We start from the raw sequence: 22,915 nt of genomic DNA, 5'->3' as shown, positions 1-22,915 counted from the left end.
GCCTGAGGCTATGAACTTCGAGGAATCGATGTGGACCGCACGATGAGCTTCGGCTGCACCCGGATCTGCCGTCCGGCGGCGTCGCCCAAGTGTGCATCAAGGAGAGTGGCGGCCGCGGTGGCGCCGATCTGCTGATTGTCGGGATCCATCGTTGTGAGCTGTGTCAGGTGGTAGCTCGCGACGGGTGCGTTACCGTAGCCGACCACTGCCACATCGGATCCCGCCTCCCCGATTGCTGCGAGGACACCCACAGCAGCCGGGTCGCCGGCTGTCGTGATGGCGGTGGGAGGGGTGTCGGAGGCGAGGAGCTCGCGGGCGCACCGGTAGCCTGCATCTTCCTCGAAGTCTCCCTGGATGATGGTGGATCGCGTGGCGAGTCCATGTCTGGACATGGACTCGCGGAATGCGTCGGCCCGAGCCTCGCCGACCTTCCCTATGCCGGCGATGTGCGCAATGTCCTGGTGGTCAAGTGCCACCAGATGGGTGATGACGGCGTCCATTCCCGCCCTGTCATCGGTGACCACCTCGGCAGCCACGGGCAGTGCGACATCTCGTGAACCCGCCACGACGATCGGGATCTGCGTGGCCAGGGTTTCCAGCGAGCGCATGTCCGGAACCGCTCCGACCACCAGGAGGCTCGCCGGCCGCAGGTCGTGGAGGAACGCCACCTGGGCCTTCTCCAGCTGGCGGTCGGCGCCGGGTTCGCTGAGGCTGGCCATGGACAACAGGACGTCGTGTCCGGCCGCTCTGAGTCGCCGGTAGGCGCCGGCGACGATGGGTGCGAGTGCCGGGGAGTAGAGATCGGCTATCACGACTCCGATGAACCCGCCATTGGGGCCGTTGAGCGCCCGCGCCGACCAGCTCGGTCGGTATCCCAGATCGTCAGCGGTGCTCATGATGCGCTTGAGGCTTTCCGAACCCACCCGATCCGGGTCGATGAAGGCACGAGACACGAGCGACTTGGACACCCCCGCCGCGGCCGCCACGTCCCTGATCGTGGGCCGCCTGCCACGCCCCTGCTCGCCACCAGTCATGTCCTCAGACTAACGATCCGTCGCACGGAAGTGGACACGTGCCACTTCTGGTGAGCGCCTGTGCGGGTGGGCAGTCGCGCGACCAGAAGCAGTCCTGGGCAGATCACACCCGCTTGGCGAGAGCCTCTCCCACCTCCTCGTCAATCTTGGTCCAGTACTCGATCATGTGGGTCTTCACGGGCTCGACCACATCGGTACCGACGATCTGGCCCTCGAGGGTGTCGACGAGGTCGGCGCGGTCCTGGTCGCTGAAGACGTCATGGACCAGCGAGTGCGCCTGGCCGAAGTCGTCGTCCTCGGCGTGCAGCCGGGCCGCCGAGCGCACCAGATCGCCATCATTCTCCCAGGAGTCATCGGCTGTGCCGCTGTCCTCGGCCCACGGCCGACCGTAGGAGTCCGGGGCATTCCCGGAGTGCTCCACGCGCATGTGCCCGTCGAAGGTGTAGGTGTTCGTCGGAATGATCGGACGGTTCACCTCGAGCTGTTCGAAGTTCGGTCCGATGCGGGTTCGGGCCGCGTCGTTGTAGGCGAACACCCGACCGAGCAGCATCTTGTCCGGTGAGAATCCGGTGCCGGGAACGGTGTTGGACGGAGAGACGGCCATCTGCTCGATCTGACCGAAGAAATTGTCCGGATTGCGATTGAGCTGGAACTTCCCGACCTCGATCAGCGGGTAGTCGCTGTGGGGCCACACCTTGGTGAGGTCAAAGGGATTGAAGCGATATCCGGCGGCATCCTCGTAGGGCATGATCTGCACCTTGAAGGTCCAGCTCGGATAGTTCCCCTCCGCGATCGCGCTGAAGAGGTCCTCGCGGTGGTACTCGGCATTCTTGCCGGCCAGCTGCATGGCCTCGGCATTCGACATGTTCTCGACGCCCTGGTCGGTGATGAAGTGGTACTTCACCCAGAACAGCTTGCCCTGTGCATTGATCCACGAGTAGGTGTGCGAGGAGTACCCGTTCATGTGCCGCCAGTCGCGCGGGAGGCCTCGCGGCCCCATCAGATACGACACCTGATGAGCCGACTCGGGAGACAACGTCCAGAAGTCCCACTGCATGTTGGGGGAGCGCAACCCACTGTCGGGCAGGCGCTTCTGGGACCGGATGAAGTGCGGGAACTTCATGGGATCGCGTACGAAGAAGATCGGCGTGTTGTTGCCGACCATGTCGAAGTTGCCCTGCTGGGTGTAGAACTTCAGCGCGAATCCGCGGACATCGCGCCAGGTGTCGGGAGAGCCCTGCTCGCCGGCCACGGTGCTGAATCGTGCGGCCATTGGCGTGTGACGGCCCGGCTGCAGGAAATCGGCCTTGGTGTAGGCGCTGACATCGCCGGTGATCTCGAGCTCGCCGAATGCCCCGGAACCCTTGGCGTGCGGGCTGCGCTCGGGAACTCGCTCGCGATTGAAGTGCGCGAGAGTCTCGACCAGATGGACGTCATGAAGGACGACCGGACCGTCCGTGCCGACGGTGAGCGAGTGCTCCTCGCTGACCGCCGGGGCACCGTTCTCGTTGGTCGGCGGGTTCTTCGGATCGATGGCCATTGTGAACTCCTCTCATTCTTCCCCAGCCCCGGATGAGTCGGGGTACTGCGTGGCCTCATCGGCTCACGCCAGCCGACGCATACGTGGCGTCCGGCTCTTTCGCCCATGCTTTCACGGGAGTCAAACGACTCGCAGCCGAAGGTGCAATCCCACCGGCGCAGGGCCCCAGTGCCACTTGCGGTACCGCAGCGGACGCACTGCCTCGGTGCTGCCTGCCATCACAGGCTCAGCGTTGAGTCCTTCTTGTGGACCAGACCGTCGGCGAGCAGGCTCGCCAGACACTTCTCGGCCTGGTGGCGTACCGGCCAGGCGGCCAGCGCCACCTCGACCTCGACGCCCCGCTCAGCATTGCGCACCAGATCCAGAATCACCCCGCGGCACTGCCGGTCGGTGCCCTTCCACGCCTGACCGCGCCGGACCGGGGCGCCGGTCATGGGCCTGCCGGCGGCCAGCCACCGGCAGTGGTCGGCCACCGGGCACCGGTCGCACAGCGGCGTCCGGGCGGTGCACACCAGCGCCCCCAGCTCCATCGAGGAGACCGCCCAGCGGGCCGCCTGGGCGTCGGAGTCGGGCAGCCAGCGGGACGCCAGCTCCCGATCGGCCCTGCTGGTCGACGAGCCGCAGTTGGCCACCCCGGTCTCGATGCGCGCCAGCACCCGTCTCACATTGGTGTCCAGCACCGCCGCCCGGCCCCCGAAGGCGAAGGAGACCACCGCCGCGGCGGTGTACTCCCCGACTCCCGGCAGGGCGAGAAGCGCCTGGAAGTCCGAGGGCACCACCCCGCCCAGGTCACCGGCGATCGCAGTGGCACAGGCGTGCAGACGCAGCGCCCGGCGGGGATATCCCAGGCGCCCCCAGGCGGCCACCGCGGCGCCCGGGGCCTCCTCGGCCAGATCATCGGGGGTGGGCCACCGGTCCATCCACTCGGTCCACGGCCCCACCACCCGCGACATCGGAGTCTGCTGGCTCATCACCTCGCTCACCAGCACCCCCCACGGGGTGGTTCCGGGACGACGCCAGGGCAGGTCGCGGCCGTGCTCGCCGAACCAGACCGAACAGGCCGCCCGCACCGCCTCCCGCTCGGACACGGTGAATGGCTCGGGACGGTTCGACCCGTCCGGCACAGCGTCCTCGGTCACTCAGCCGATCACCTTCGCGGCGGCCCGGCAGGCGCCCGGCAGCGCCTCGGAGAAGACCTCGAGGGCCTGGTCATCATGGGCATCGGAGAGGAACCAGGCCTCGAAGCAGCTGGGCGGAAGGTTGACCCCGGCGTCCAGCATGGCGTGGAAGAAGGCCGTGTAGGCCTCGGCGTTCTGCGTCTTCGCCTGCCGGTAGTCGGCCACCCCGTCGCGCGCCGGCGTCGATCCCAGGAACATGCTGAACAGGTTCGAGGCGTTGTTGATGACGAAGGGCACCCCGGCGCGCTCCAGCTGCTCGGCGAGCACCTGGCGCCACTGGTCGGAGCGGTCGTCCAGACGCTGGTAGACGTCGTCGGTGGCCAGCTGCAGGGTGCGCAGCCCGGCGATGGTGGCCAGCGGGTTACCCGAGAGGGTGCCCGCCTGGTACACCGGCCCGGTCGGCGCCAGCAGGTCCATCACCTCGGCCCGCCCTCCCAGGGCCGCCAGCGGCATCCCGCCGCCCACCACCTTGCCGAAGGTGAACAGGTCGGGCTCAAACCGCTCCCCGTTCTGCTGCTGGAACCCCCAGAATCCCGACGGTCCGCACCGGAAGCCGGTGAGCACCTCGTCGATGATCATCAGGGCGCCGTGCTCGGCGGTGATCCGCCGGATCGCCGCATTGAACCCGGGACGGGGCGGCACCACTCCCATGTTCGCCGCCGAGGCCTCCACGATCACCCCGGCGATCTGGTCGCCGCGGGCCGCGAAGGCCTCCTCCAGGGCGGCCTCGTCGTTGTAGGGCAGCACCAGGGTGGACGCCGTGACCCCGGCCGGGACGCCGGCCGAACCGGGCATCCCCGCGGTTGCCACTCCCGACCCGGCCTCGGCCAGCAGACCGTCGGAGTGGCCGTGGTAGTTGCCGGCGAACTTGATGATGAGGTCGCGCCCGGTGGCCCCGCGGATCAGCCGGATCGCGGTCATGGTGGCCTCGGTGCCGGTCGAGACGAAGCGGATCTTCTGGGCCAGCGGCACCCGGGAGCGGACCTCCTCGGCCAGCTCGGTCTCGGTGGCGGTCGGAGCCCCGAAGGACAGCCCGCGGGAGGCGGCGTCCTGGACGGCGGCGATCACCTGCGGATGGGCGTGACCCATCAGGGAGGGACCCCAGGTGCACACCAGGTCGAGGTAGCGGGTCCCCTCGGCGTCCCACAGCCACGGACCGGAGGCCCGCTGGATGAACCGCGGCACCCCGCCCACACTGCCGTAGGCGCGCACCGGCGAGTCGACCCCGCCGGGGATGACCGATCTCGCCTCGTCGAAGAGTTCAGCGTTACTGCTCACAGTGGTCCCTTCCCGGGGCTCCGGGCCCCAGATATTGCTCAGACGGAGATGATTCGACAGACAGGCTCAGACAGGGATGGTTCGACCGGGATGCCCCGGACACAGATGCCCTGGACGAACCGGCGACGGGGTCCGGATCAGTCCCGGAACCAGCCCGCCGCCTCGATCGAGAAGTAGCTCAGGATGACGTCGGCGCCGGCCCGGGCGATCGAGGTCAGCGACTCGGTGATGCACCGGCGCCGGTCGATCCAGCCGTTGGCGGCCGCCGCCTCCAGCATCGCGTACTCGCCGGACACCTGGTAGGCGGCCACCGGCACCGGGGAGATCTCGGCGACGTCGGACAGCACGTCGAGGTAGTGGGAGGCCGGCTTGACCATCACCAGATCGGCCCCCTCGGCCAGATCCAGCAGGGTCTCGCGCATCCCCTCGCGGCGGTTGGCGGGGTCCTGCTGGTAGGTCTTGCGGTCGCCCTTCAGGGACGAGTTGACCGCCCCGCGGAAGGGGCCGAAGAAGGCCGACGCGTACTTCGCCGAGTAGGCCAGGATCGACACATCGGTGAATCCCTCGGAGTCCAGGGCGTCGCGGATCACCGCGATCTGGCCGTCCATCATTCCCGAGGGGGAGACCATCTGGGCCCCCGAGCGGGCCTGGGAGACGGCCATCTCCGCGTACAGCGGCAGGGTCGCGTCGTTGTCGACCCGACCGTCGGGGGTCAGCGCCCCGCAGTGGCCGTGGTCGGTGAACTCGTCGAGGCAGGTGTCGGCGCAGATCACCAGGTCGTCGCCGACGGCCTCGCGCACCGCGGCGATCCCGCGGTTGAGGATCCCCTCGGGGTTCCAGGCCTCCGAGCCGATCTCGTCCTTGCGGGTCGGCACCCCGAACAGGTCGATGCCCCCGATGCCGGCCTCGGCGGCCTGCTCGGCCAGCTTCTTGATCGACTCGGTGGTGTGCTGGTACTGGCCGGGCAGGGTGGAGATCTCGCAGGCCTCGTCGATCCCCTCCACGACGAAGACCGGCAGGATGAACTGGGACGGGTGGACCCTCGTCTCGGCGACCATCCGGCGCATCGCGGCGGTGGTGCGCAGCCGGCGCGGCCGCTCGAGGGGAACCAGTGCGGGATTGAGCGTGCGGGCGGGGAACTTCGTCATGACAGGACACTTTCTACTGCGGTGAGGATGGCCTCGGGAGTCGGCTCGGCGGCGATCGCCGAGGCGGGATGGCCGAGCTCCTCGAGGGTGCGCGCGGTGGGACGTCCCATCGCGATCGGGTGTTGATGGGCCTTCCAGACCAGTCCGGCCCCGGTGACCAGACGGTCCAGGGCGCGGGCGATCGAGGAGGAGGTGACCACCACGGCGCCGATGGCGGGCCAGGCCTGGGCGATCACGGGCGGCAGCGCGTCGAGGGGTTCGGTGGTGTAGAGGTCGACCCGGGTGACCCGGCAGTCCTGGGCCGTCAGCCCCTCGGGCACGGTGTCGGCGGCCAGCTGGGAGACGGGTAGCAGGACCCGGGCTCCCGGATCCGGCCAGTCGGTCACCAGTCCGGCTCCAGACTGGTCGCGGGGCACCAGGTCGACGTCGACCCCGGCGCCGGCCAGGGCGGCTCCGGTGGCCCGCCCGACGGCGGCCACCCTGACGGCGATCTGCTTCAGCAGTCCGGCCGCGTCGAGCTGTTCGACAGCCCGGCGGCTGGTGAGCACCAGCCAGTCCTGCGGTCCGGCCCCCTCCAGCCACTGGGAGACCCTGGGCAGGGCGCCGTCCAGCTCGACGGTGCGGGTGACGGGGTGGTGGATCACGCCGAGTCCGGCGTGCTTGAGGGCCGCCCCGATCCGGTCGCCGGCGGAGTCGCGGGGCAGCAGGACCGGCGGTCGGATGATGCCGGCGTCGGTGGGGGAGACCATCGAGGTCATCGCGTCGCCTCCTCGGGACCGGCCTTCGAGGCGTGCAGGTCGGCGATCCGGGCGGCCCCCTGGTCCAGCAGCTCCCGGGCGACCTGGAGGCCCAGGGCGTGAGCGGCTCCGACCAGGGTGGCGATCTCGTCGGCCTTCTCCGGGGGACGGTCGGGCAGTTCGAGACCTGCCTGGGACCGCACCGAGCGGGTGCCGTCGACCGCGACGACCGCGGCACTGAGATCCAGCACGCCCTTCCGGACCCGGGCCAGACAGCCGACCGGGGCGGCGCAGCCGGCCTCCAGGCCCGCCAGGACGGCCCTCTCGGCGGTGGCCGACAGTCGGGTGTCGAGGTCGTCGATGGCCCCCAGCCCCCGCGCCAGCACGCCGTGGCGGGCATCGGTGGTGCGGCACTCCACGGCCAGCGCCCCCTGGGCGGGGGCGGGCAGCATGACCGAGACGTCGAGAGCCTCGCTGATGTCGCCGCCGCGGCTCAGCCGGCGCAGCCCGGAGGCCGCCACGACGACCGCATCCAGGTCCTCGCGGCCGCCGAAGCCCTTGACCCGGCCCACCCGGGTGTCGACATTTCCGCGGATGTCGACCACCTCGAGATCGGGACGGGCCGCCCTCAGCTGGGCGGCGCGACGCGGCGAACCGGTGCCGACCCTGGCTCCGGCGGGCAGCTCGGCGAGCCGCAACCCGTCGCGGGCCACCAGGGCGTCGTGCGGGTCCTCGCGCTGCGGCACCGCGGCCACCACCAGGCCCAGGGGCTGGGCGGTCGGAAGATCCTTGAAGGAATGCACGGCGATGTCGCACCGTCCGGCCAGCAGGTCGGCGCGGATCGCCGAGGCGAACACCCCGGTGCCGCCCATCTGGGACAGCGGGGTGGAGATGACATCGCCGTGGGTGGTGACATGGACCAGCTCGACGTCCAGACCGTGCCCGTCGAGGGCCCGGGCGACCATCGTCGACTGGGTGGTGGCCAGTCTGCTGGCCCGGGTGCCGAGTCGTACGGGTGTGCGCTTCTGCGGGGAGGTGGGCGCTGTTGAGGTGCGACGACTCATATCCGCCATCCTCTCACGGCGTCGGTGGAGCGAGATCGGGCCGGGCGCGCGCTCCGGACCGACAGGTGCCCCGATCGGGTGCACCGATCACTCGGGGAACCGGGGGCGTCGGCCCTGCGGCCGCAGAACAGACCGTTCCCCGAGTGTCTGGTGCAGCTCACACCAGCCGTTCGGCGGTGCGTCGGGCGTGGGGCACCAGGGCGGCGATCCCCGAACCGGAGGCCCACGCCCCGGTGAGCCCGAGGCCCTGCTGGTCGGCGATCCGGGAGTGCAGGCCCTGCACCCAGGAGCGGGTCTCGGGAGTGGTCGGGGCCAGCGCACCCGTCCAGTGGATGATCTGGGAGTCCACCACCTGGTCGGCCCTCAGCGAGACTCCGGTCAGCGCGGCGGCATCGGCCACCGCCTGTTCGACCGACAGCTCCTGGGCCTGCTGGCCGCCGCGTCCGTAGCTGATCCGCAGCAGGTGCAGACCGGTCGGGCAGGAGGCGGTGAGACTGGGCCACTTGGCCGACAGGTGGGTCAGCGCCTTGGCCTGGACGCCGGTGGACCCGGAGGCCACCAGCATCCCGTTGCCGCGCGGGCTGTCGTCGAGTCCGGGGGCGCGGATCGCCAGGTTGACGTGGGCGATCGGCGCGCCGGGGGTGAGCTCGGGACCGTCGACATCGATCACCTGGCCCAGCAGCGGCCGGGCGGTGACCGCCGAGCAGGCCACCACGACGCGGGGGGCGGTGAGATCGAGGGGGTCGCCGTCGGGTTCGGGGGGCAGCGCCGGGTCGACGCCGCGATGGGTGCTGGCGGCGTTCACTATCCAGCCCTCCCCGCCCCGGCTCAGCCCTCTGGCGCCGGTGCGGGTGAGGATCCGACCGCCGGCATCCAGGATCTGGGCGGCCAGGGTCTGGGGCATCAGGAACATCCCACCGGAGACCGAGGCCACTACCGGCTTGACCGGTCCGTCCCCCTTGAGCAGTGCCACCGCACCGGCCAGGCTGCCGGCCCGGCGCACCGCATCGGTGAGCCCGGGGGAGACCACCTCGGTGGCCAGCAGGTGGGGGTCGGCGGCATGGATGCCGCCGGCGATCGGGGCCACCAGGCGCCCCAGCACCTGGCTGCCCATCCGCTGCTCAACCAGCGAGCCGAGATCGGCCGGCAGCGTCTCGGGGACCGGCCGGCTGTCCAGCTCGGCCGCCCGGCGCGCACCCTCGACGCCCAGGGCGGTCAGCACATCGGGGGCTCCCAGATCGGCCGGGATGCCGAGGATCGCCCGGACCGGCATCGCGAAGGGGCCGTCGTCGAACCACACCCAGCTGGGCGCCGCCCTCGGGTACTCGACGGTCAGGCCGAGCTCACCGGCCAGCGCCTCGGTGTCGGGGATCCGCACCGCCCAGCCCTCGGCGCCGATGTCATAGGAGACCCCGGCGATCGTCGAACCGGCGACCAGTCCACCGGTGTACCCGCGGGACTCCAGCAGCACCGGCCTGAGCCCCGCCCGGGTGAACTGCCAGGCCGCGATCAGTCCGGCCATCCCGCCGCCGATCACGACCGCATCGACTCTGTCCATCAACAACGCTCCTACCCGTCAGCACCACGGTCGAGGCGACGTCCCGCCCCCGGACTCCTGGCCCGGACCAGGCGACCGGTTACAGCGAGTGGACGAACTCGACCAACCTGGTCAGGGTAGCGGGGTCGGTAGTGGCCGGAACACCGTGCCCCAGGTTGACGATGTGACCGGGGGCCCGCCGGCCGGCCTCCACCACCGCCCTCGTCTCGGCCTCCAGGGCCTCGGTGCCGGCGAACAGCAGAGCCGGGTTGATGTTGCCCTGCAGGGGCATCGTCAGCCCGCCGACCATCAGCGACGCCAGTACGTGGTCCAGGGTGGTGCGGTGGTCGACGCCGAGCACCGGGTGGTCGGAGGCGGCCGCCGCGACCCTGGCGAAGGGAACCGCCAGATGGGTGGCATTGACCCCGAAGTGGACCACCGGCAGGTCTCGGTCCAGACCCGACAGGGCCCGGGTCGAGTGGGGCGCGACATGGCGGACGTAGTCGGCCTCCGACAGCGACCCCGCCCAGGAGTCGAAGAGCTGCACCGCCCGGGCGCCTCCCGCGGTCTGGGCGGACAGGAAGTCAGCGTCCAGATCGGCCACCCAGTCCATCAGCCGGCCCCAGGCCACCGGGTCGGAGTGCATCATCGAGCGCGCCGCCAGATGGTCGCGGGAGGGGCCTCCCTCCACCAGGTAGGCCGCGATCGTGAAGGGAGCCCCGGCGAAACCGATGAGGGGGGTCCGCTCGCCGAGCTCCTGGACCACCATCTGCGCCTCACGGGCCACCGGCGAGGCGTCACCGGGGGATCGGGAGACCAGGGCGTCGACGTCGGCGGCGGTGCGGACCGGCTCGTCGAGAACCGGTCCGACCCCGGGTTCGATGCGCACCCCCACCCCGGCCAGCACCAGCGGCACCATGATGTCGGAGTACAGCACGGCGGCGTCGACCCCGTGGCGGCGCACCGGCTGGCAGGTGATCTCGGCGGCCAGCGCCGGGTCGAGGCAGGACTCCAGCATCGTGGTGCCCTCCCGGGCCTGCCGGTACTCCGGCAGCGAGCGGCCGGCCTGCCTCATGAACCAGATCGGCGGGTGCTCGGTGCGGTGCCCGGTCATCGCCGCCAGGATCGCCGGCTGCGCCACACGGGATTCCCCGGCGGGCGCGGCGGGGCGGCCGGTATCGGCGCCACCCGAGGCGGCGCCCGCGGGATCGGCGCTGGGGGAATCAGGGCCCGCGGCGCTCGGTGGCGGGAACTCGGTGTCGGAAGTCTGCTCAGTCATCGCCACGATTCTGCCCCATGACCGGAAGTCAGCCCGGAGTCAGCCCGGTGTCGGCCTTCGCCACGGGCGGAGTCGGTCTCGGTGCACAGCTGTTCATCGGTGGGCGCCGAACAGGTTGCCATGCTTCAATGTGGAGTTGTGGGTTTGTGCATAGTCTGCGTTGATCATGCCGAGCAGGGGCTCGGTGCCGTCTCGACCGCCGCCGCACAGGTGGACGGTCTCGGACTGGCACTCACCGACTCCCCTCAGATTCGTGGCGCGGTGGTGCTGTCCACCTGCAACCGCGTGATGGTGCTCGCCGAGACCGCCACCGAGGTCTGTCGACCCGGCCCGACGCTGTGCGGTCTGCTGGCCGACCACGGCGCCACCGTGCTGGCCCAGGAGTCCTCGGTGCTGGAGGGCGACGACGCCGTCTGGCGGCTGTTCCGGATCGCCTCCGGGCTGGAGTCGATGGTCACCGGTGAGCGTGAGATCGCCGGCCAGCTCAAGCGGGCGCTGCGCTTCGCCCGCACCCAGAGCACCGTCACCCCGCTCATCGGACACCTCGTCGAGGAGGCCCTGAGGACCTCCCGGAAGGTGGCCACCCAGACCCGTCTGTCGGCCCAGGGCCGCACCGTGGTCGCCGTCGGCTTCGACCTGGTGAGCCAGACCCTTGACTTCTCCGGGGCACGGGTGCTGGTGATGGGCACCGGCTCCTACGCCGGGGCCACCTGCGCCCAGCTGCGCGACCGCGGCGTCGCCGAGATCCTTGTCCACTCCACCTCCGGACGGGCGCAGGGATTCGCCCGCCGTCACGAGGTCACCGCCGTCGACGACGACCGGTTGGCCCCGGTGCTGGCCGGGGTCGACCTGGTCGTCACCTGCCGAGGTTCCGGCGTCCCGGCACTGACCCGGCAGGTCGCCGCCCGGGCCGTCGAGGACAGGGCTGCGGTGGCCGGGGTCGACCGCGATCTGGTGGTCCTCGACCTGGCCGTCTCCGGCGACGTCGAGCAGCCCGTCCCCGCCGGTCTGCGGGTCATCGACCTGGCGGCCATCCGCGACGCCGTGCCCGCCAGTGCCGCCGCCGAGCGCGGCGAGGCCGAGCGGATCGTCGCCGAGGGGGTCCACGACCTGGCGATGGATCTGGAGAGACGCCGTCTGGCCCCCGCCGTGGTGGCCCTGCGCGACACCCTCTCCGACCTCGTCCAGGCCGAACTCGACCGCCTTCCCGAGGACGGCTCGATCCCGGTGGACGCTGCCGCCCAGGCGCTGCGGCGACTGGCGGCGTCGATGGCCCACATCCCCTCGGTGCGCGCCCGGATCGCCTCGGAGCACGGCCTGGGGGACCGCTGGCTCAACTCGCTGAGCGATGTCCTGGGCATCGACGTGGAGGTCGACGAACACATCCTGGATCTCGGCGGCCTGGGTCTGGGCGCAATGGCATCCGGCGACACACTGACCTGCCCGGTGACCGGCCTGAGCGTCTCGGATCTGGCCCCCGCCGAGGACCGCGGACAGCACGGCGTCCACCCGATGGCGCACGACGATCCGCACCAGCTGCGAGCCGTCCAGGGACACCGACCCGAGGACGTCGCCCACCTGGTGACGATCGAGGAGACACGATGAGCGAGTACACCCCGGCCCGGGGACAGCGCGACCCGATGGATCCCTACGACGCCGTGCTGGTGGCCTCCTTCGGCGGCCCACGCAGCCGCGAGGAGGTGATGCCCTTCCTCCGGCGGGTCTCCAACGGGCGGGTTCCCGACTCCCGGCTCGCCGATGTGGCCGAGCACTACTACCGGTTCGACGGCGTCAGCCCCATCAACGAGGCCAATGAGGCACTCCTCGAGGCGCTGCGCCAGGAACTGCGCTCCCGCGGCTCCGACATCCCGGTCGAACTCGGCAACCGCAACAGCGCCCCCTGGTTCAACGAGGTGGTCTCCTCCCTCTACGACCAGGGAGCCCGACGGATCCTCATGCTGCCCACCGCGGCCTTCGACTCCTACTCCGGATGCCGCCAGTACCGGGAGGACGCCGACAAGGCCGTCGCGGCGCTGGGGCACCCCGATCTGGTGATCGACAAGATCGCCCCCTTCCACGGCATCGAGGGATACGCGGTGGCCAACGCCCAGGCGGTGATGGCCTCCTTCTCCCAGATCCCGCCGACACCGCTGGAGGCGACCCGGGTGGCCTTCGTCACCCACTCGATCCCACTGCCGATGGTCGAGGCGTCCGGGTCGGGGGAGCCCGGAACCGACTACGTGTCACAGCACCTGGCCGCCTGCACCCGGATCGCGGAGCTGGTGCGCCAGCACTTCGGCGCGATGCCGCAGTGGGATCTGGTCTACTGCTCGCGCTCGGGCCGGCCGACCGACCCGTGGCTGGAACCCGACGTCAACGACTACCTGGAGACCCTTCCGGGCCAGGGGGTGAGCTCGGTCGTGCTGGCGCCGATCGGATTCGTCTCCGACCACATGGAGGTCGTCAACGACCTGGACCACGAGGCCGCCGAGATGGCCCAGAAACTCGGTCTGGCCGTTGCCCGGGCCGCCACCCCCGACAGTCATCCGGCGCTGGTCGCCGGTCTGGTCGCACTGCTCACCGACCAGGCCGATGCGGTGCGCGAGGCCGACGGCGCTGTGCCGAAGGACCTGCTGTGCCCCTGCGAACAGGACGGATCGGCCCGTGGCGGCCGGTCGCTGAGTCCCGACACCCATCCCGGTGCCGGACACCCGGCGGGTCCGGCGCATCCGATCGCCGGTTCTGCCGGGACCCCGGCGAGCCCCGTCACCGGCCACGGTGCAACCGCGGCCTCTTCCTCCTCGCCGCAGCCTCCGGCCGAAGCGGCTGAACCGGTCGTACCGGCAGCACCGATCGTTCCCGCATCCCAGCCGACACCGGCACCGGCCGAGCCGGCAGCACCGGCCATTCCCGTATCCCAGCCGACACCGGCACCCCATCAGACAGGAGACTTCGCAGTGGCCCAGCAGGACACCGAGGACCAGACCCGGACAGCCCCCATCGCGGGGTCCCACCGGCCCGACGGCACGTACACCGTGCCCACCGATGCCCGGGACCAGCCGGTCGATCCCGACCAGGTGAACAAGGCGAGCCTGTGGGGGATGTACTCGGTCTTCAAGGTCACCACCGGACTGCCGGCCGATCCCGGGGCCCGTGCGGAGCTGGTCGACGGGTCGGTCGAGTGGGTCGCCCGGGCCGGCGCCGAGACCCGCGGCTGGTACGACCTGTCGGGGCTGCGAGCCGACGCGGACCTGCTGGTCTGGTGGACCTCCGATGACGCCGCGGTGCTTCAGGACAGCTACCACCGGTTCGTCGGGACAGGGCTGGGTCGACACCTCACCCCGGTGTGGTCGAACCTGGCGGTGCACCGTCCCGCCGAGTTCAACAAGAGCCACCTGCCGTCCTGCTTCGCCGGGGTGGCGCCGCGTCGCTGGGCCTGCTTCTACCCCTTCGTGCGCACCAAGGACTGGTACCTGCTGGACGCCAAGGACAGGTCCGCGATGCTGCGCGAGCACGGCATGGCCGGGGCCGCCAGCCCCGACGTCAAGGCCTCCACCCTGGCCGCCTTCGCGCTGGGCGACTACGAGTGGATCCTCACCCTCGAGGGTGACGATCTGGCCCGACTGGTCGACGTCATGAAGGACATGCGCTACGTGGAGGCCCGCCGCCACGTCGACATCGACACCCCCTTCTACACCGGTGAGAGGGTCGACCCCGACACCTGGGCCGGACGCCAGCTGACCGACTGACCAGGACCGGTCCCGCGGTTCCGGCCCCGTTCGGGACAGTCTGGGACGGCTCGGGACCGTCCAGGGACGGTGCCGAGACGGTCCGCGAACCGCTGAACGGGGCCGGTCGCGGCCAGCCCCGTTGGTGGATCACGGTCGAGACGGCAGGATGAACACCATGCGTGGAGTTCAGCACCCGGTGGGTCCCCAGTCAGAAGCCGTCTACTGGCGGCGACGTGCGGCCCTGGTGGCCGCCGTCGTGGTGGTCCTGGTGCTGCTGATCTGGGTGGTTGCACGCGCACTGGGCGGCGGGTCGGGAACCCCCGCGGCCCAGACCGCTGCCTCCCAGCCGTCCATCTCGATCAACCCGTCGTGGACCGACACCGTCTGGGACGAGCCCACCCCGACTCCCACGCCCACCCCGTCGAGCACCACGCCGGTGACCGCGACCCCGACAGCCGCCTCCGGTTCGCCCAGCGGATCCGCCTCGGCCGGTCCCTCGGCGTCCGCCTCCGCCACGCCCACCCCGACTCCCAGTGCGGCGGCCTGCCAGCTGGCCCGGCTCCGCTCGACTGTTCAGGCGCCCTCGCGGGTGGCCACCCGCGGATCGACGGTGACGTTCACCGTGACCGTGACGAATCAGGGCGCCGCCTGCGTCTGGAACCTCAAGACCCTGCCGGTCGAGGTCACCGTCGACTCGGGTTCCGACCGGATCTGGTCGACCGGTGACTGCGCCGCCTGGGCGCCCAAGGGCTCCCACGAGGTCGCCCCGGGCAAGAGCGCCTCGGTCACCGTGAAGTGGCCCACCAAGAGGTCGGCGAGTGGCTCGTGCAGCCTGTCGAAGGAGCAGCTGGGCACCGGCACCTACGTCGCAAGCGCCCAGGTCAAGGGCGGGGCCACCCGGCAGTACGTGATGCAGCTCACCGACTGAGTCTGCCAAGACTTCCCAGCGCAGGCCGGGGACTGACGCGCTCAGTCGTCCCGCACCTCGAGGAGGTCTCCCACCTCGCAGTCGAGGGCGGCGCAGATCGACGCCAGGGTACTGAACCTGATGGCGCGTCCGTGATCATTCTTGAGCACCGAGAGATTGGCGTAGCTGAGGCCGACGCGCTTCGACAGATCGGTGAGGGTCATGCCGCGCTCGGCCAGGAGTTCGTCCAGGCGACAGTGGACCGTGCCGGGCCGGATCCGTCCCGACATCTCAGATGGTCCCTTCCAGGTCCAGTCGCAGCTGTCGTGCCCGCAGCACCAACCAACCGCCCAGCGCGATGAGCAGTCCGAGCACGATCAGTGGCCAGTCCCAGTAGCCCCACCCCAGGGGATGGCGAGAGTTGAGGACGAGCCACATCTGGTGGCCCTGCCAGCTGGTGGGCAGTCCAAGGCCGGTGACGTAGAGCTGCTCGGCGCGGGCCTCCAGGGCTGGACGTGCGATGCCGGAGGCGACGCAGAGAGCAGCGATCGTCAGCATCGCGACCGCCACCCCCAGACCGAGTTCCCTGCGCCGCAGCATCTGGACCGCGAGGACGAGGACGACCAGGCAGGTGAGGCCGCCCACCAGGTAGGGAATGGCCGTGGCCACCGCCACCAGTGGGTCGGCCCGGGTGAGCCCCGGGAGCGAGTAGATCATCACCGATGAGTACTGCACGTCTGCCCTGGAACTCCCAAGACTCGGTCGGGGCAGTCCACCGGCGATGGCCACCTCCATGCTCATGGTGCGCCGGTTCGCATCCTGAGCCATGGCTCCGTACAGCAAGGACGCCAGCAACCCGAGGCCTGAGACGACGGTGACGACTATCAGCACACTGCGCGGCACGATCCTGCTGGCGCGAAAGGTGGGTTGGGCCATGATGCCTCCCGAGGGCTCTCATATTGATCATCGATATATCGATGATCAATATAGTCCTGCTCATCAGTACAGCCATTGGGAGCCGTCTCGCCGCAGGCTCCCACCGAGCCCCCTCAGTGCAGTCCCGGGGTCTTGTCGTCCCCCTCGAAGATCCTCTCCAGAGCGGCCCGGATGCTGCGGGCGCGCTGCAGGCCGACCCCCGACAGCCCACTGAGCTCCGAGGTGCTGCTGGCGTAGAGGGCCTGCAGGGATCCGAAGTGGTCGACGATCGTCTGGGCGGCCCTGGGCGGCAGTTCGCCGATGGTCGACAACTGCCGGTGCCCCCTGGCGTGCAGGACCATCGTCGCGGGGTAGGTCCTCGGATCCAGCCCCATCGTCTGGGCGACCAGGGTGAGATTGCCCAGATCCTCCCAGCTGAGCCGGTGAAGACCCGCCAGGCTGAACTTCCACGGGTCGATCCCCTCGGGGCGGTAGTCCTCGACGAGGAGCCGGCTCTGCTCGTCGACCCCGGCGAACAGTTCATCGCGCTGCAGGCCGACCAGTCTGCCCTCCACCCCCAGGGCCGATACATAGCCGCGCACCTCGGCGTCGATCCGCCGGGTCATCTCGATCCGCTGGGCCACCGCCGCGACGTCGTCGACGGTCGCCACGTCGTGCACCTCGACAACCGTCAGCTGGGCGGCCCTGTCCACCAGGCGGGCCCGGTAGCTGTTGAGCGTGTTGAGAGCCTGATTGGCGCGGCTGAGAAGAGTCTCCGGCTCCTCGATGCGGTGCCGGTCGCCGTCCAGGAAGACCGCCAGGGTGCTCATCGACGCCGAGGCCACCACCACCGGAACCCCGGTCTGCTGGGAGACCCGGTCGGCGGTGCGGTGCCGGGTGCCGGTCTCCATGGTGGGCAGCGACCCGTCGGGGACGAAGTGCACCGCCGCCGCAAGGATCCGCTCGTGGTCGCTGGACAGGATGAGTCCGCCGTCCATCTTCGACAGCTCGCGCAGCGCCTGCGGGGTGAGCTGGACGTCGATGTCGAACCCGCCACTGGACACCTGGCGCACCGCGGGGGAGTCCCCCAGCACGATGAGGGCACCGTTGTGACCGTGCAGAATTCGTTCCAGGCCGTCCCGGATCGGTGTGCCGGGAGCCAGTAGGGCCATCAGATGTCGCACACGCTCCGGTGCGCCGTCCGCCTCGTCAGCTGCGTCCTCGGTCATGGTTCGACTCTAGAACCTCGTGGAATCATGCCCGCTGCCTGTCCTCCTCCGATGCCGTCGGACGCCGCCGTCTGGCCAGGTTGAGCACCCCCAGGGCCTCGGCCACCGTGGACACCTCCACCACGTGCAGGCCGTGCATGGTCGGGGCCTTGGAGTGGGCCTCCCGGGAGTTGCGCGGCACGACCGCCAGGTCGAAGCCCAGCCGGGCCGCCTCCCCGACCCGCCGCTCCAGACCGGGAACCCGGCGCAGGTCGCCGGCCAGACCCACCTCGCCCAAGGCGACCACCCGGGTCGGGAAGTTCCGGTCGATCGAGCCGGAGGCCACCGCCACCGCGATCGCCAGATCGGCCGACGGATCGGTCACCTTGGCGCCGCCGACCGTCGAGACGTAGACATCCCGGGAACTCAGCGGCAGCCCCGCCTTGCGCTCCAGGACCGCCAGAATCATCGCCACCCGGCCGTTCTCCACCCCGTGGGTGGTCCGGCGCGGATACTTCTCGGTGGCCGAGGGTGCGACCAGGGCCTGCACCTCCGAGAGAAGCGGTCGCCTGCCCTCCATGGTGACCGTCACACAGGTGCCCGGCTGCGGATCGGCATTGTCGGAGGTGAACAGACCCGACGGATCGGGAACCTCGATGATCCCGGCGTCGGTCATCTCGAAGCACCCCACCTCGTCGGCCGGGCCGTAACGGTTCTTGGTGGCCCGCACCATCCGGAATCCCGAGTGCCGGTCCCCCTCGAAGGCCAGCACGACGTCGACCAGATGCTCCATGGTGCGCGGACCGGCGATCGACCCGTCCTTGGTGACATGGCCCACGATGACCACCGCCATCCCGCGCTGCTTGGCGACCCTCACCAGAGCGCCGGTGACCTCGCGCACCTGGGAGACCCCGCCCGGCGATCCGTCGGTGGCCGTCGTCCCGATCGTCTGCACCGAGTCGAGCACCATCAGGGACGGATTGGTCTGCTCGATGTGACCCAGCACGGTGCCCAGATCGGTCTCGGCGGCCAGATAGAGCTCGTCGGCCAGGGCGCCGGTGCGCCCGGCCCGCAGCCGCACCTGGGCGGCCGACTCCTCGCCGGTCACGTAGAGCGTGCGCCGACCTGCCTGCGCCCACTTCGCGGCGACATCGAGAAGCAGGGTCGACTTGCCGACCCCCGGCTCTCCGGCCAGCAGGACGACGACGCCGGGTACCAGGCCGCCACCCAGAACCCTGTCCAGCTCGCCGATCCCGGTCAGGTGCCGGTCGGCGGCCTGCTCGGAGACATCCCCGATCCGCACCGCGCGGGCCGTCGGAACATGGGAGGGCACGTCGGTGAGCTTCGGGGCGCCCTTCTCCACCACCGAACCCCAGGTCTGGCACTCGCCGCACCGGCCCACCCACTTCGCGGTGGTCCAGCCGCACTCGGTGCACACCCAGCCGTCAGACGTCTTCTTCGCCATGGACCCAGCATGACAGGCGGGACTGACAACTTCTGTTGAGGCCGGGGGACGACCCCTGGCGACCCCCGAGCGGGGTGGGTCGGCGCAGGGGTCGCGGTCCGTCGGGGTCGGGTTCCGTGGTCGGGTCAGCGGTCGGCGCCGTGCGCGCCCGGGCGACCCCTGGCGGCCACGCCTCAGATTCGGATGAGGCCCTTGTCCGGGGTGTCGAGGACCACAGCGTTGATCCCGGGGTGTCCGTTGGGGCTGGTGAAGTCGAAGTTGATCCCCTCCACCTGATCGGGAATCGACTCGCCGAGCCAGTCCTCGACGCGCTCGCGGGAACCCGAGAGCTCCACCGAGTCCAGTCGCACCACACCCTCGAGGGACGTGGGTCGCAGATCGGTGGGGGACTCCCAGTGGATGAAGTAGGGCAGCTGCGGGTCGGCGATCAGTCCCTTGATCCCGATCTGGTGCCACTGGAGTCGGCGTCCGTCGGGGAACTGGCGGGAACCGGGCACCGACTCGCGGTGCAGCCGCTCCTCATAGGGGGCCAGGTCGTCGACGGCGACCGACCAGCCCATCCAGCCCCCTCCCATTTCGGAACGGGCGCGTACGGCCTGGCCGTAGACGGCCTTGTCGGCGGCGGGATGGTCGAGGACCTCCACCACCTCGATGTAGCGCGGACCGGCCAGCGGAAGGATGTGGTTGCGCGTGCCGAAACGCGGGTGGAAGCCGCCGTCCTTGAGAGAGACACCGAGTTTCGCACCAAGGCGGGCGGCCTCGACCTTGAGTCCTTCTGGGCCTGCGACGAAAGTGAGATGGTCGACATGCATGCGGCCATTCTCCCCGGCCGCACCGCTATCTGGAAACCGGGGGCACGGGGGTTGATCGCCACGCGCTTGATCATGGCGGGAATGGTTGGTCCATGAACTAGATTTGTGGAGTGCCCAACCAGGATCAGGAACCGACCCGTACGGCGGCCGGAACACCCCGAGTGACCCTGTCCACGAGCTCGATGTATCCCGAGTCGACGGCCAGTACCTTCGAGTGCGCCTCCCAGCTCGGCTACGACGGCGTCGAGGTGATGGTGGGGATGGACGCGGTCTCCGCCGAGATCGACGACGTCGAGGCGCTGGCCGAGTACCACCAGATGCCCGTCACCTCGGTACACGCCCCCTGCCTCATCGTCACCCCCAACGTCTGGGGGACCGACCCCTGGGGCAAGCTCGTCACCAGCGGCGAGGCGGCACGCCGACTCGGCGCCCATGTCATCGTCGTCCACCCTCCGTTCCGCTGGCAGCGCGACTACGCCGCCCGCTTCGAGGCCGGCATCGCCGAGCTCAACGCCGAACCGCAGAACCGCGCCGCCGGTCTCGTCTACGCCGTGGAGAACATGTACCCGTGGCGCACCCCGGCCGGACGCTTCCTGGCCTACGCCCCCGACTGGGATCCCACCCTGCGCTCCTACGACCACCTCACCCTCGACCTCTCGCACGCCTCCACCGCCCAGATGGACGCCCTGGAGTACGTCCGAAGCTGGGGCCCCCGGCTGGCCCACATCCACCTCACCGACGGGTCGGGAACCTTCAAGGACGAGCACCTGATGCCGGGGGAGGGCAGCCAGCGGTCCTGGGAGGTGGTCCGCGACGCCGTCGGACGCGGATTCGACGGGGACGTCGTCATCGAGGTCAACACTCATCGCTTCACCAGCCGGGCGCTGCGCCAGGACGCCCTCGGGAGAGTCCTGGAACAGACCCGGGCCGCCGTCGCCGAGGGCCTCCAGTCCAGGGTGCAGGCGTACTCCGAGCCCCGCGGGGACGCGGGGCGCAGCTGACATGTGGCTCCGAGCACGCGAGATCGCCATGCACGCCGCGACGAACGAGAGGATCGCGGCGGCCGTCACCCGACTGGGACCGGCCCGCGAGATCGCCGCCTCCTATGTCGCCGGCGAGACCCTCCCCGAGGCGGTGAGGGCCGCCCGGGACGCCGTCGACAAGGGTCTTGAGGTCTCCCTGCACCCCCTGGTGCCCACCGCCACCACCCCGGCGGAGGCCGACCGGGCCACCGACGGACTGCTGGCGGCCATCTCCGCGCTGGGATCCTCCGCCGAGATGACCGGCCACTCCGAGGTCTCGATCGCCCTGTCGACGCTGGGGGTCTGCCTGCCCGAGGCCGGACCCTCCACCGCCCTCGACCGCGCCCAGAAGATCTGCCGCGCCGCCGGCAACGCCGGCGTCCTGGTCACCGTCGACGACGAGGGGCCCGAGATCCATGAGGCCGTCCTGGACATCGTCCGATCCCTGCTCGCCGACTTCCCCGAGACCGGGGTGGTGGTGCAGGCCGCCCGCCACGACTCGCTGGACCAGATCCGCGAGCTGGCGACCACCGGGCGACGGATCCGGCTGTGCAAGGGCGACTACACCGGACCTCGCAGCGAGATGGTGGTCGCCCCCCACGACGTCGACCTGCGCATGTCGGCCTGCCTGCGGACCCTCCTCCAGGGTCCGGCGACCGCACTGATCGCCACCCACGACCCGGTGTTCATCGCGATCGCCGAGCGACTGATCGCCGATCTCAACCGCGGACCCCAGACCGTTGAGTTCCAGATGCTCCAGGGCATCCGCCCCCTGGAACAGCGCCGACTGGCCGATATCGGCCGCCGGGTGCGGGTCTACCTGCCATGGGGTCGCGACTGGTACTCCTACTGCACCCGCCGAATCATCGAGAGGCCCGCCAATCTCATGTTGTTCTCCCGGTCACTGGTCGCCCGCCGGTGAGTGCGCGACGCGGAATCCCCGACGAGCCCTACGGCACCGACTGGCGCGGCGGCTCCGTCGTCGTCCCCCGGCGCCATCCCGTGCCCGGCCCGCAGGACCCGACGGAGACACCGGGACCCGGTGATGCCAGCCCGATGGACGAGGCCACAGAGCTGAGATCATCCGACACCCCGTCGAGCACCGCTGCCCCTGCCCCGAGGGCTGCCAGCGCTGCACCGGGGTCCAGCGACCCTGCGCAGAGGGACAGCGACCACGCACCGAGGGACAGCGACTCTGCGCCGAGGGGCACCGGGGCGACCCCGCTGTCGGGTGGCGGCGTCCCGCTGGTGCCCGTCGACCCCGAGCGGGACCGCAGGATCGCCCGTCGGCGCCGGCTGCTGATCATCGAGACCGTCCTGGTGCTGGCGATCAGCCTGGGCCAGTCCGCCTGGTACTCGATCCTGCGGATCATCGAGCGGATGACCCGCGGCGTCCCGCTGGCCAAGCAGACCTCGACCCTCAACGCCTCGGTGACCCCGGGCCGGCCCTGGCTCGATCTGGGCTACCAGCTCTCCGACATCGCCTTCGGGGTGGTCCCGGCCCTGCTGGCGATCTATCTGCTGGCCACCGTCAACCCGCCCCGTGGAGGGGTGCGCCATCGGCTGGGTCTGGTCGGCCCCCGATGGGGCCACGACCTGGGCGCCGGGGTGGTCATCGCGGCCGCCATCGGGATCCCGGGGCTCGGTCTCTACGCGGCCTCCAGGGCTCTGGGGATCAACACCACCGTCCAGGCCTCGGCCCTCCAGGGAGCCTGGTGGGTGATCCCGGTGCTGATCCTGGCGGCGGTGATGAACGCGGTTCTGGAGGAGACCGTGATGATCGGCTACCTCATCACCCGATGGCTGCAGGTCGGCTGGAGCACCCTCACCGTGGTGCTCGCCAGCGCCCTGATCCGCGGCACCTACCACCTCTACCAGGGGTGGGGAGGATTCCTCGGCAATGTCGTGATGGGGGCGGTCCTCGGGCTGATCTTCACCCGCACAAGACGGCTGCTGCCCCTGGTGGTGGCCCACACCGTCCTCGACGTCGTCTCCTTCGTGGGCTACGCCCTGCTGGCCCCCCATCTGTCCTGGCTGTGAGCCGGCGTCCAGGGACCCGG

The 22,915-nt window shown here is 70.5% G+C and carries 19 protein-coding genes and 1 pseudogene; 6 read left to right on the top strand and 14 right to left on the bottom strand.

The window, feature by feature from the left end; translation table 11 throughout:
• Positions 1-8: 8 nt before the first annotated feature.
• From H590_RS14280 to hemE, 9 genes are all read right to left on the bottom strand, one after another.
• Positions 9-1,034 (bottom strand): LacI family DNA-binding transcriptional regulator, encoded by a 1,026-nt coding sequence (locus tag H590_RS14280; protein WP_084149189.1) that lies wholly within the window; start codon positions 1,032-1,034, stop codon positions 9-11.
• A 103-nt stretch (positions 1,035-1,137) separates the two neighbouring features.
• Positions 1,138-2,574, bottom strand: coding sequence for a catalase (locus H590_RS0101530; protein WP_028702163.1), 1,437 nt, complete (start codon positions 2,572-2,574; stop codon positions 1,138-1,140).
• Between the two features lie 218 nt (positions 2,575-2,792).
• Positions 2,793-3,563: an HhH-GPD family protein gene (locus tag H590_RS0101525; RefSeq protein ID WP_036980604.1), complete on the bottom strand. Its 771-nt coding sequence runs from the start codon at positions 3,561-3,563 to the stop codon at positions 2,793-2,795.
• A 150-nt stretch (positions 3,564-3,713) separates the two neighbouring features.
• Positions 3,714-5,030, bottom strand: coding sequence for a glutamate-1-semialdehyde 2,1-aminomutase (hemL, locus tag H590_RS0101520; protein ID WP_028702161.1), 1,317 nt, complete (start codon positions 5,028-5,030; stop codon positions 3,714-3,716).
• Positions 5,031-5,167: 137 nt separating this feature from the next.
• Positions 5,168-6,178 (bottom strand): porphobilinogen synthase, encoded by a 1,011-nt coding sequence (gene hemB / locus H590_RS0101515; RefSeq protein WP_084149188.1) that lies wholly within the window; start codon positions 6,176-6,178, stop codon positions 5,168-5,170.
• Positions 6,175-6,936 carry a uroporphyrinogen-III synthase gene (locus tag H590_RS0101510; RefSeq protein WP_028702159.1) on the bottom strand — a complete coding sequence of 254 codons (762 nt, stop codon included), beginning with the start codon at positions 6,934-6,936 and terminating at the stop codon, positions 6,175-6,177. The genes hemB and H590_RS0101510 overlap by 4 nt, the downstream gene beginning before the upstream one ends.
• The gene (gene hemC, locus H590_RS0101505; RefSeq protein WP_051238052.1) at positions 6,933-7,979 is read right to left on the bottom strand and encodes a hydroxymethylbilane synthase; all 1,047 of its coding nucleotides are present in this window, start codon (positions 7,977-7,979) and stop codon (positions 6,933-6,935) included. The genes H590_RS0101510 and hemC overlap by 4 nt, the downstream gene beginning before the upstream one ends.
• 157 nt (positions 7,980-8,136) lie before the next feature.
• The gene (locus H590_RS0101500; RefSeq protein ID WP_028702157.1) at positions 8,137-9,537 is read right to left on the bottom strand and encodes a protoporphyrinogen/coproporphyrinogen oxidase; all 1,401 of its coding nucleotides are present in this window, start codon (positions 9,535-9,537) and stop codon (positions 8,137-8,139) included.
• A 79-nt stretch (positions 9,538-9,616) separates the two neighbouring features.
• Positions 9,617-10,630, bottom strand: a complete 1,014-nt coding sequence (gene hemE, locus H590_RS0101495) for a uroporphyrinogen decarboxylase (RefSeq protein ID WP_051238078.1) — start codon at positions 10,628-10,630, stop codon at positions 9,617-9,619.
• A 303-nt stretch (positions 10,631-10,933) separates the two neighbouring features.
• Here hemE and H590_RS14275 point away from each other — a divergent pair.
• The 3 genes and pseudogenes from H590_RS14275 to H590_RS17080 all read left to right on the top strand — a co-directional run.
• Positions 10,934-12,271: pseudogene (locus H590_RS14275) on the top strand (NAD(P)-dependent oxidoreductase); the annotation flags it as partial.
• A 125-nt stretch (positions 12,272-12,396) separates the two neighbouring features.
• Entirely contained in the window at positions 12,397-14,544 is a 2,148-nt protein-coding gene (hemQ, locus tag H590_RS0101485; RefSeq protein ID WP_036980518.1) for a hydrogen peroxide-dependent heme synthase, read from the top strand.
• A 157-nt stretch (positions 14,545-14,701) separates the two neighbouring features.
• The gene (locus H590_RS17080; RefSeq protein ID WP_154101195.1) at positions 14,702-15,454 is read left to right on the top strand and encodes a hypothetical protein; all 753 of its coding nucleotides are present in this window, start codon (positions 14,702-14,704) and stop codon (positions 15,452-15,454) included.
• 41 nt (positions 15,455-15,495) lie between these two features.
• Here H590_RS17080 and H590_RS0101475 read toward each other — a convergent pair whose 3' ends face one another.
• The 5 genes from H590_RS0101475 to H590_RS0101455 all read right to left on the bottom strand — a co-directional run bounded on the left by H590_RS0101475 (position 15,496) and on the right by H590_RS0101455 (position 19,833).
• Positions 15,496-15,723, bottom strand: coding sequence for a helix-turn-helix domain-containing protein (locus H590_RS0101475; protein WP_028702153.1), 228 nt, complete (start codon positions 15,721-15,723; stop codon positions 15,496-15,498).
• Position 15,724: 1 nt separating this feature from the next.
• Positions 15,725-16,369 (bottom strand): hypothetical protein, encoded by a 645-nt coding sequence (locus H590_RS0101470; RefSeq protein WP_126412759.1) that lies wholly within the window; start codon positions 16,367-16,369, stop codon positions 15,725-15,727.
• Positions 16,370-16,482: 113 nt separating this feature from the next.
• Positions 16,483-17,577: a DNA integrity scanning diadenylate cyclase DisA gene (gene disA / locus H590_RS0101465; RefSeq protein WP_028702151.1), complete on the bottom strand. Its 1,095-nt coding sequence runs from the start codon at positions 17,575-17,577 to the stop codon at positions 16,483-16,485.
• 25 nt (positions 17,578-17,602) lie between these two features.
• Entirely contained in the window at positions 17,603-19,021 is a 1,419-nt protein-coding gene (gene radA / locus H590_RS14270) for a DNA repair protein RadA (RefSeq protein WP_036980516.1), read from the bottom strand.
• Between the two features lie 173 nt (positions 19,022-19,194).
• Positions 19,195-19,833, bottom strand: coding sequence for a VOC family protein (locus H590_RS0101455; protein WP_028702150.1), 639 nt, complete (start codon positions 19,831-19,833; stop codon positions 19,195-19,197).
• A gap of 161 nt (positions 19,834-19,994) precedes the next feature.
• On the opposite strand from H590_RS0101455, the gene H590_RS0101450 reads away from it, so the two are divergent.
• The 3 genes from H590_RS0101450 (at position 19,995) to H590_RS0101440 (ending at position 22,895) form a co-directional block, all read left to right on the top strand.
• Positions 19,995-20,834 carry a sugar phosphate isomerase/epimerase family protein gene (locus H590_RS0101450; protein WP_028702149.1) on the top strand — a complete coding sequence of 280 codons (840 nt, stop codon included), beginning with the start codon at positions 19,995-19,997 and terminating at the stop codon, positions 20,832-20,834.
• Between the two features lie 28 nt (positions 20,835-20,862).
• Complete coding sequence (locus H590_RS0101445) at positions 20,863-21,777, top strand: proline dehydrogenase family protein (protein ID WP_028702148.1); 915 nt, start codon at positions 20,863-20,865, stop codon at positions 21,775-21,777.
• 326 nt (positions 21,778-22,103) lie between these two features.
• Positions 22,104-22,895 carry a CPBP family intramembrane glutamic endopeptidase gene (locus H590_RS0101440; protein ID WP_051238077.1) on the top strand — a complete coding sequence of 264 codons (792 nt, stop codon included), beginning with the start codon at positions 22,104-22,106 and terminating at the stop codon, positions 22,893-22,895.
• Positions 22,896-22,915 lie beyond the last annotated feature (20 nt).

This window comes from Acidipropionibacterium jensenii DSM 20535 (assembly GCF_000425285.1).
GTDB classification, from domain to species: domain Bacteria; phylum Actinomycetota; class Actinomycetes; order Propionibacteriales; family Propionibacteriaceae; genus Acidipropionibacterium; species Acidipropionibacterium jensenii.
Note: the sequence above shows the minus strand (reverse complement) of the source record. Positions and strands in the feature narration are given on the sequence as shown.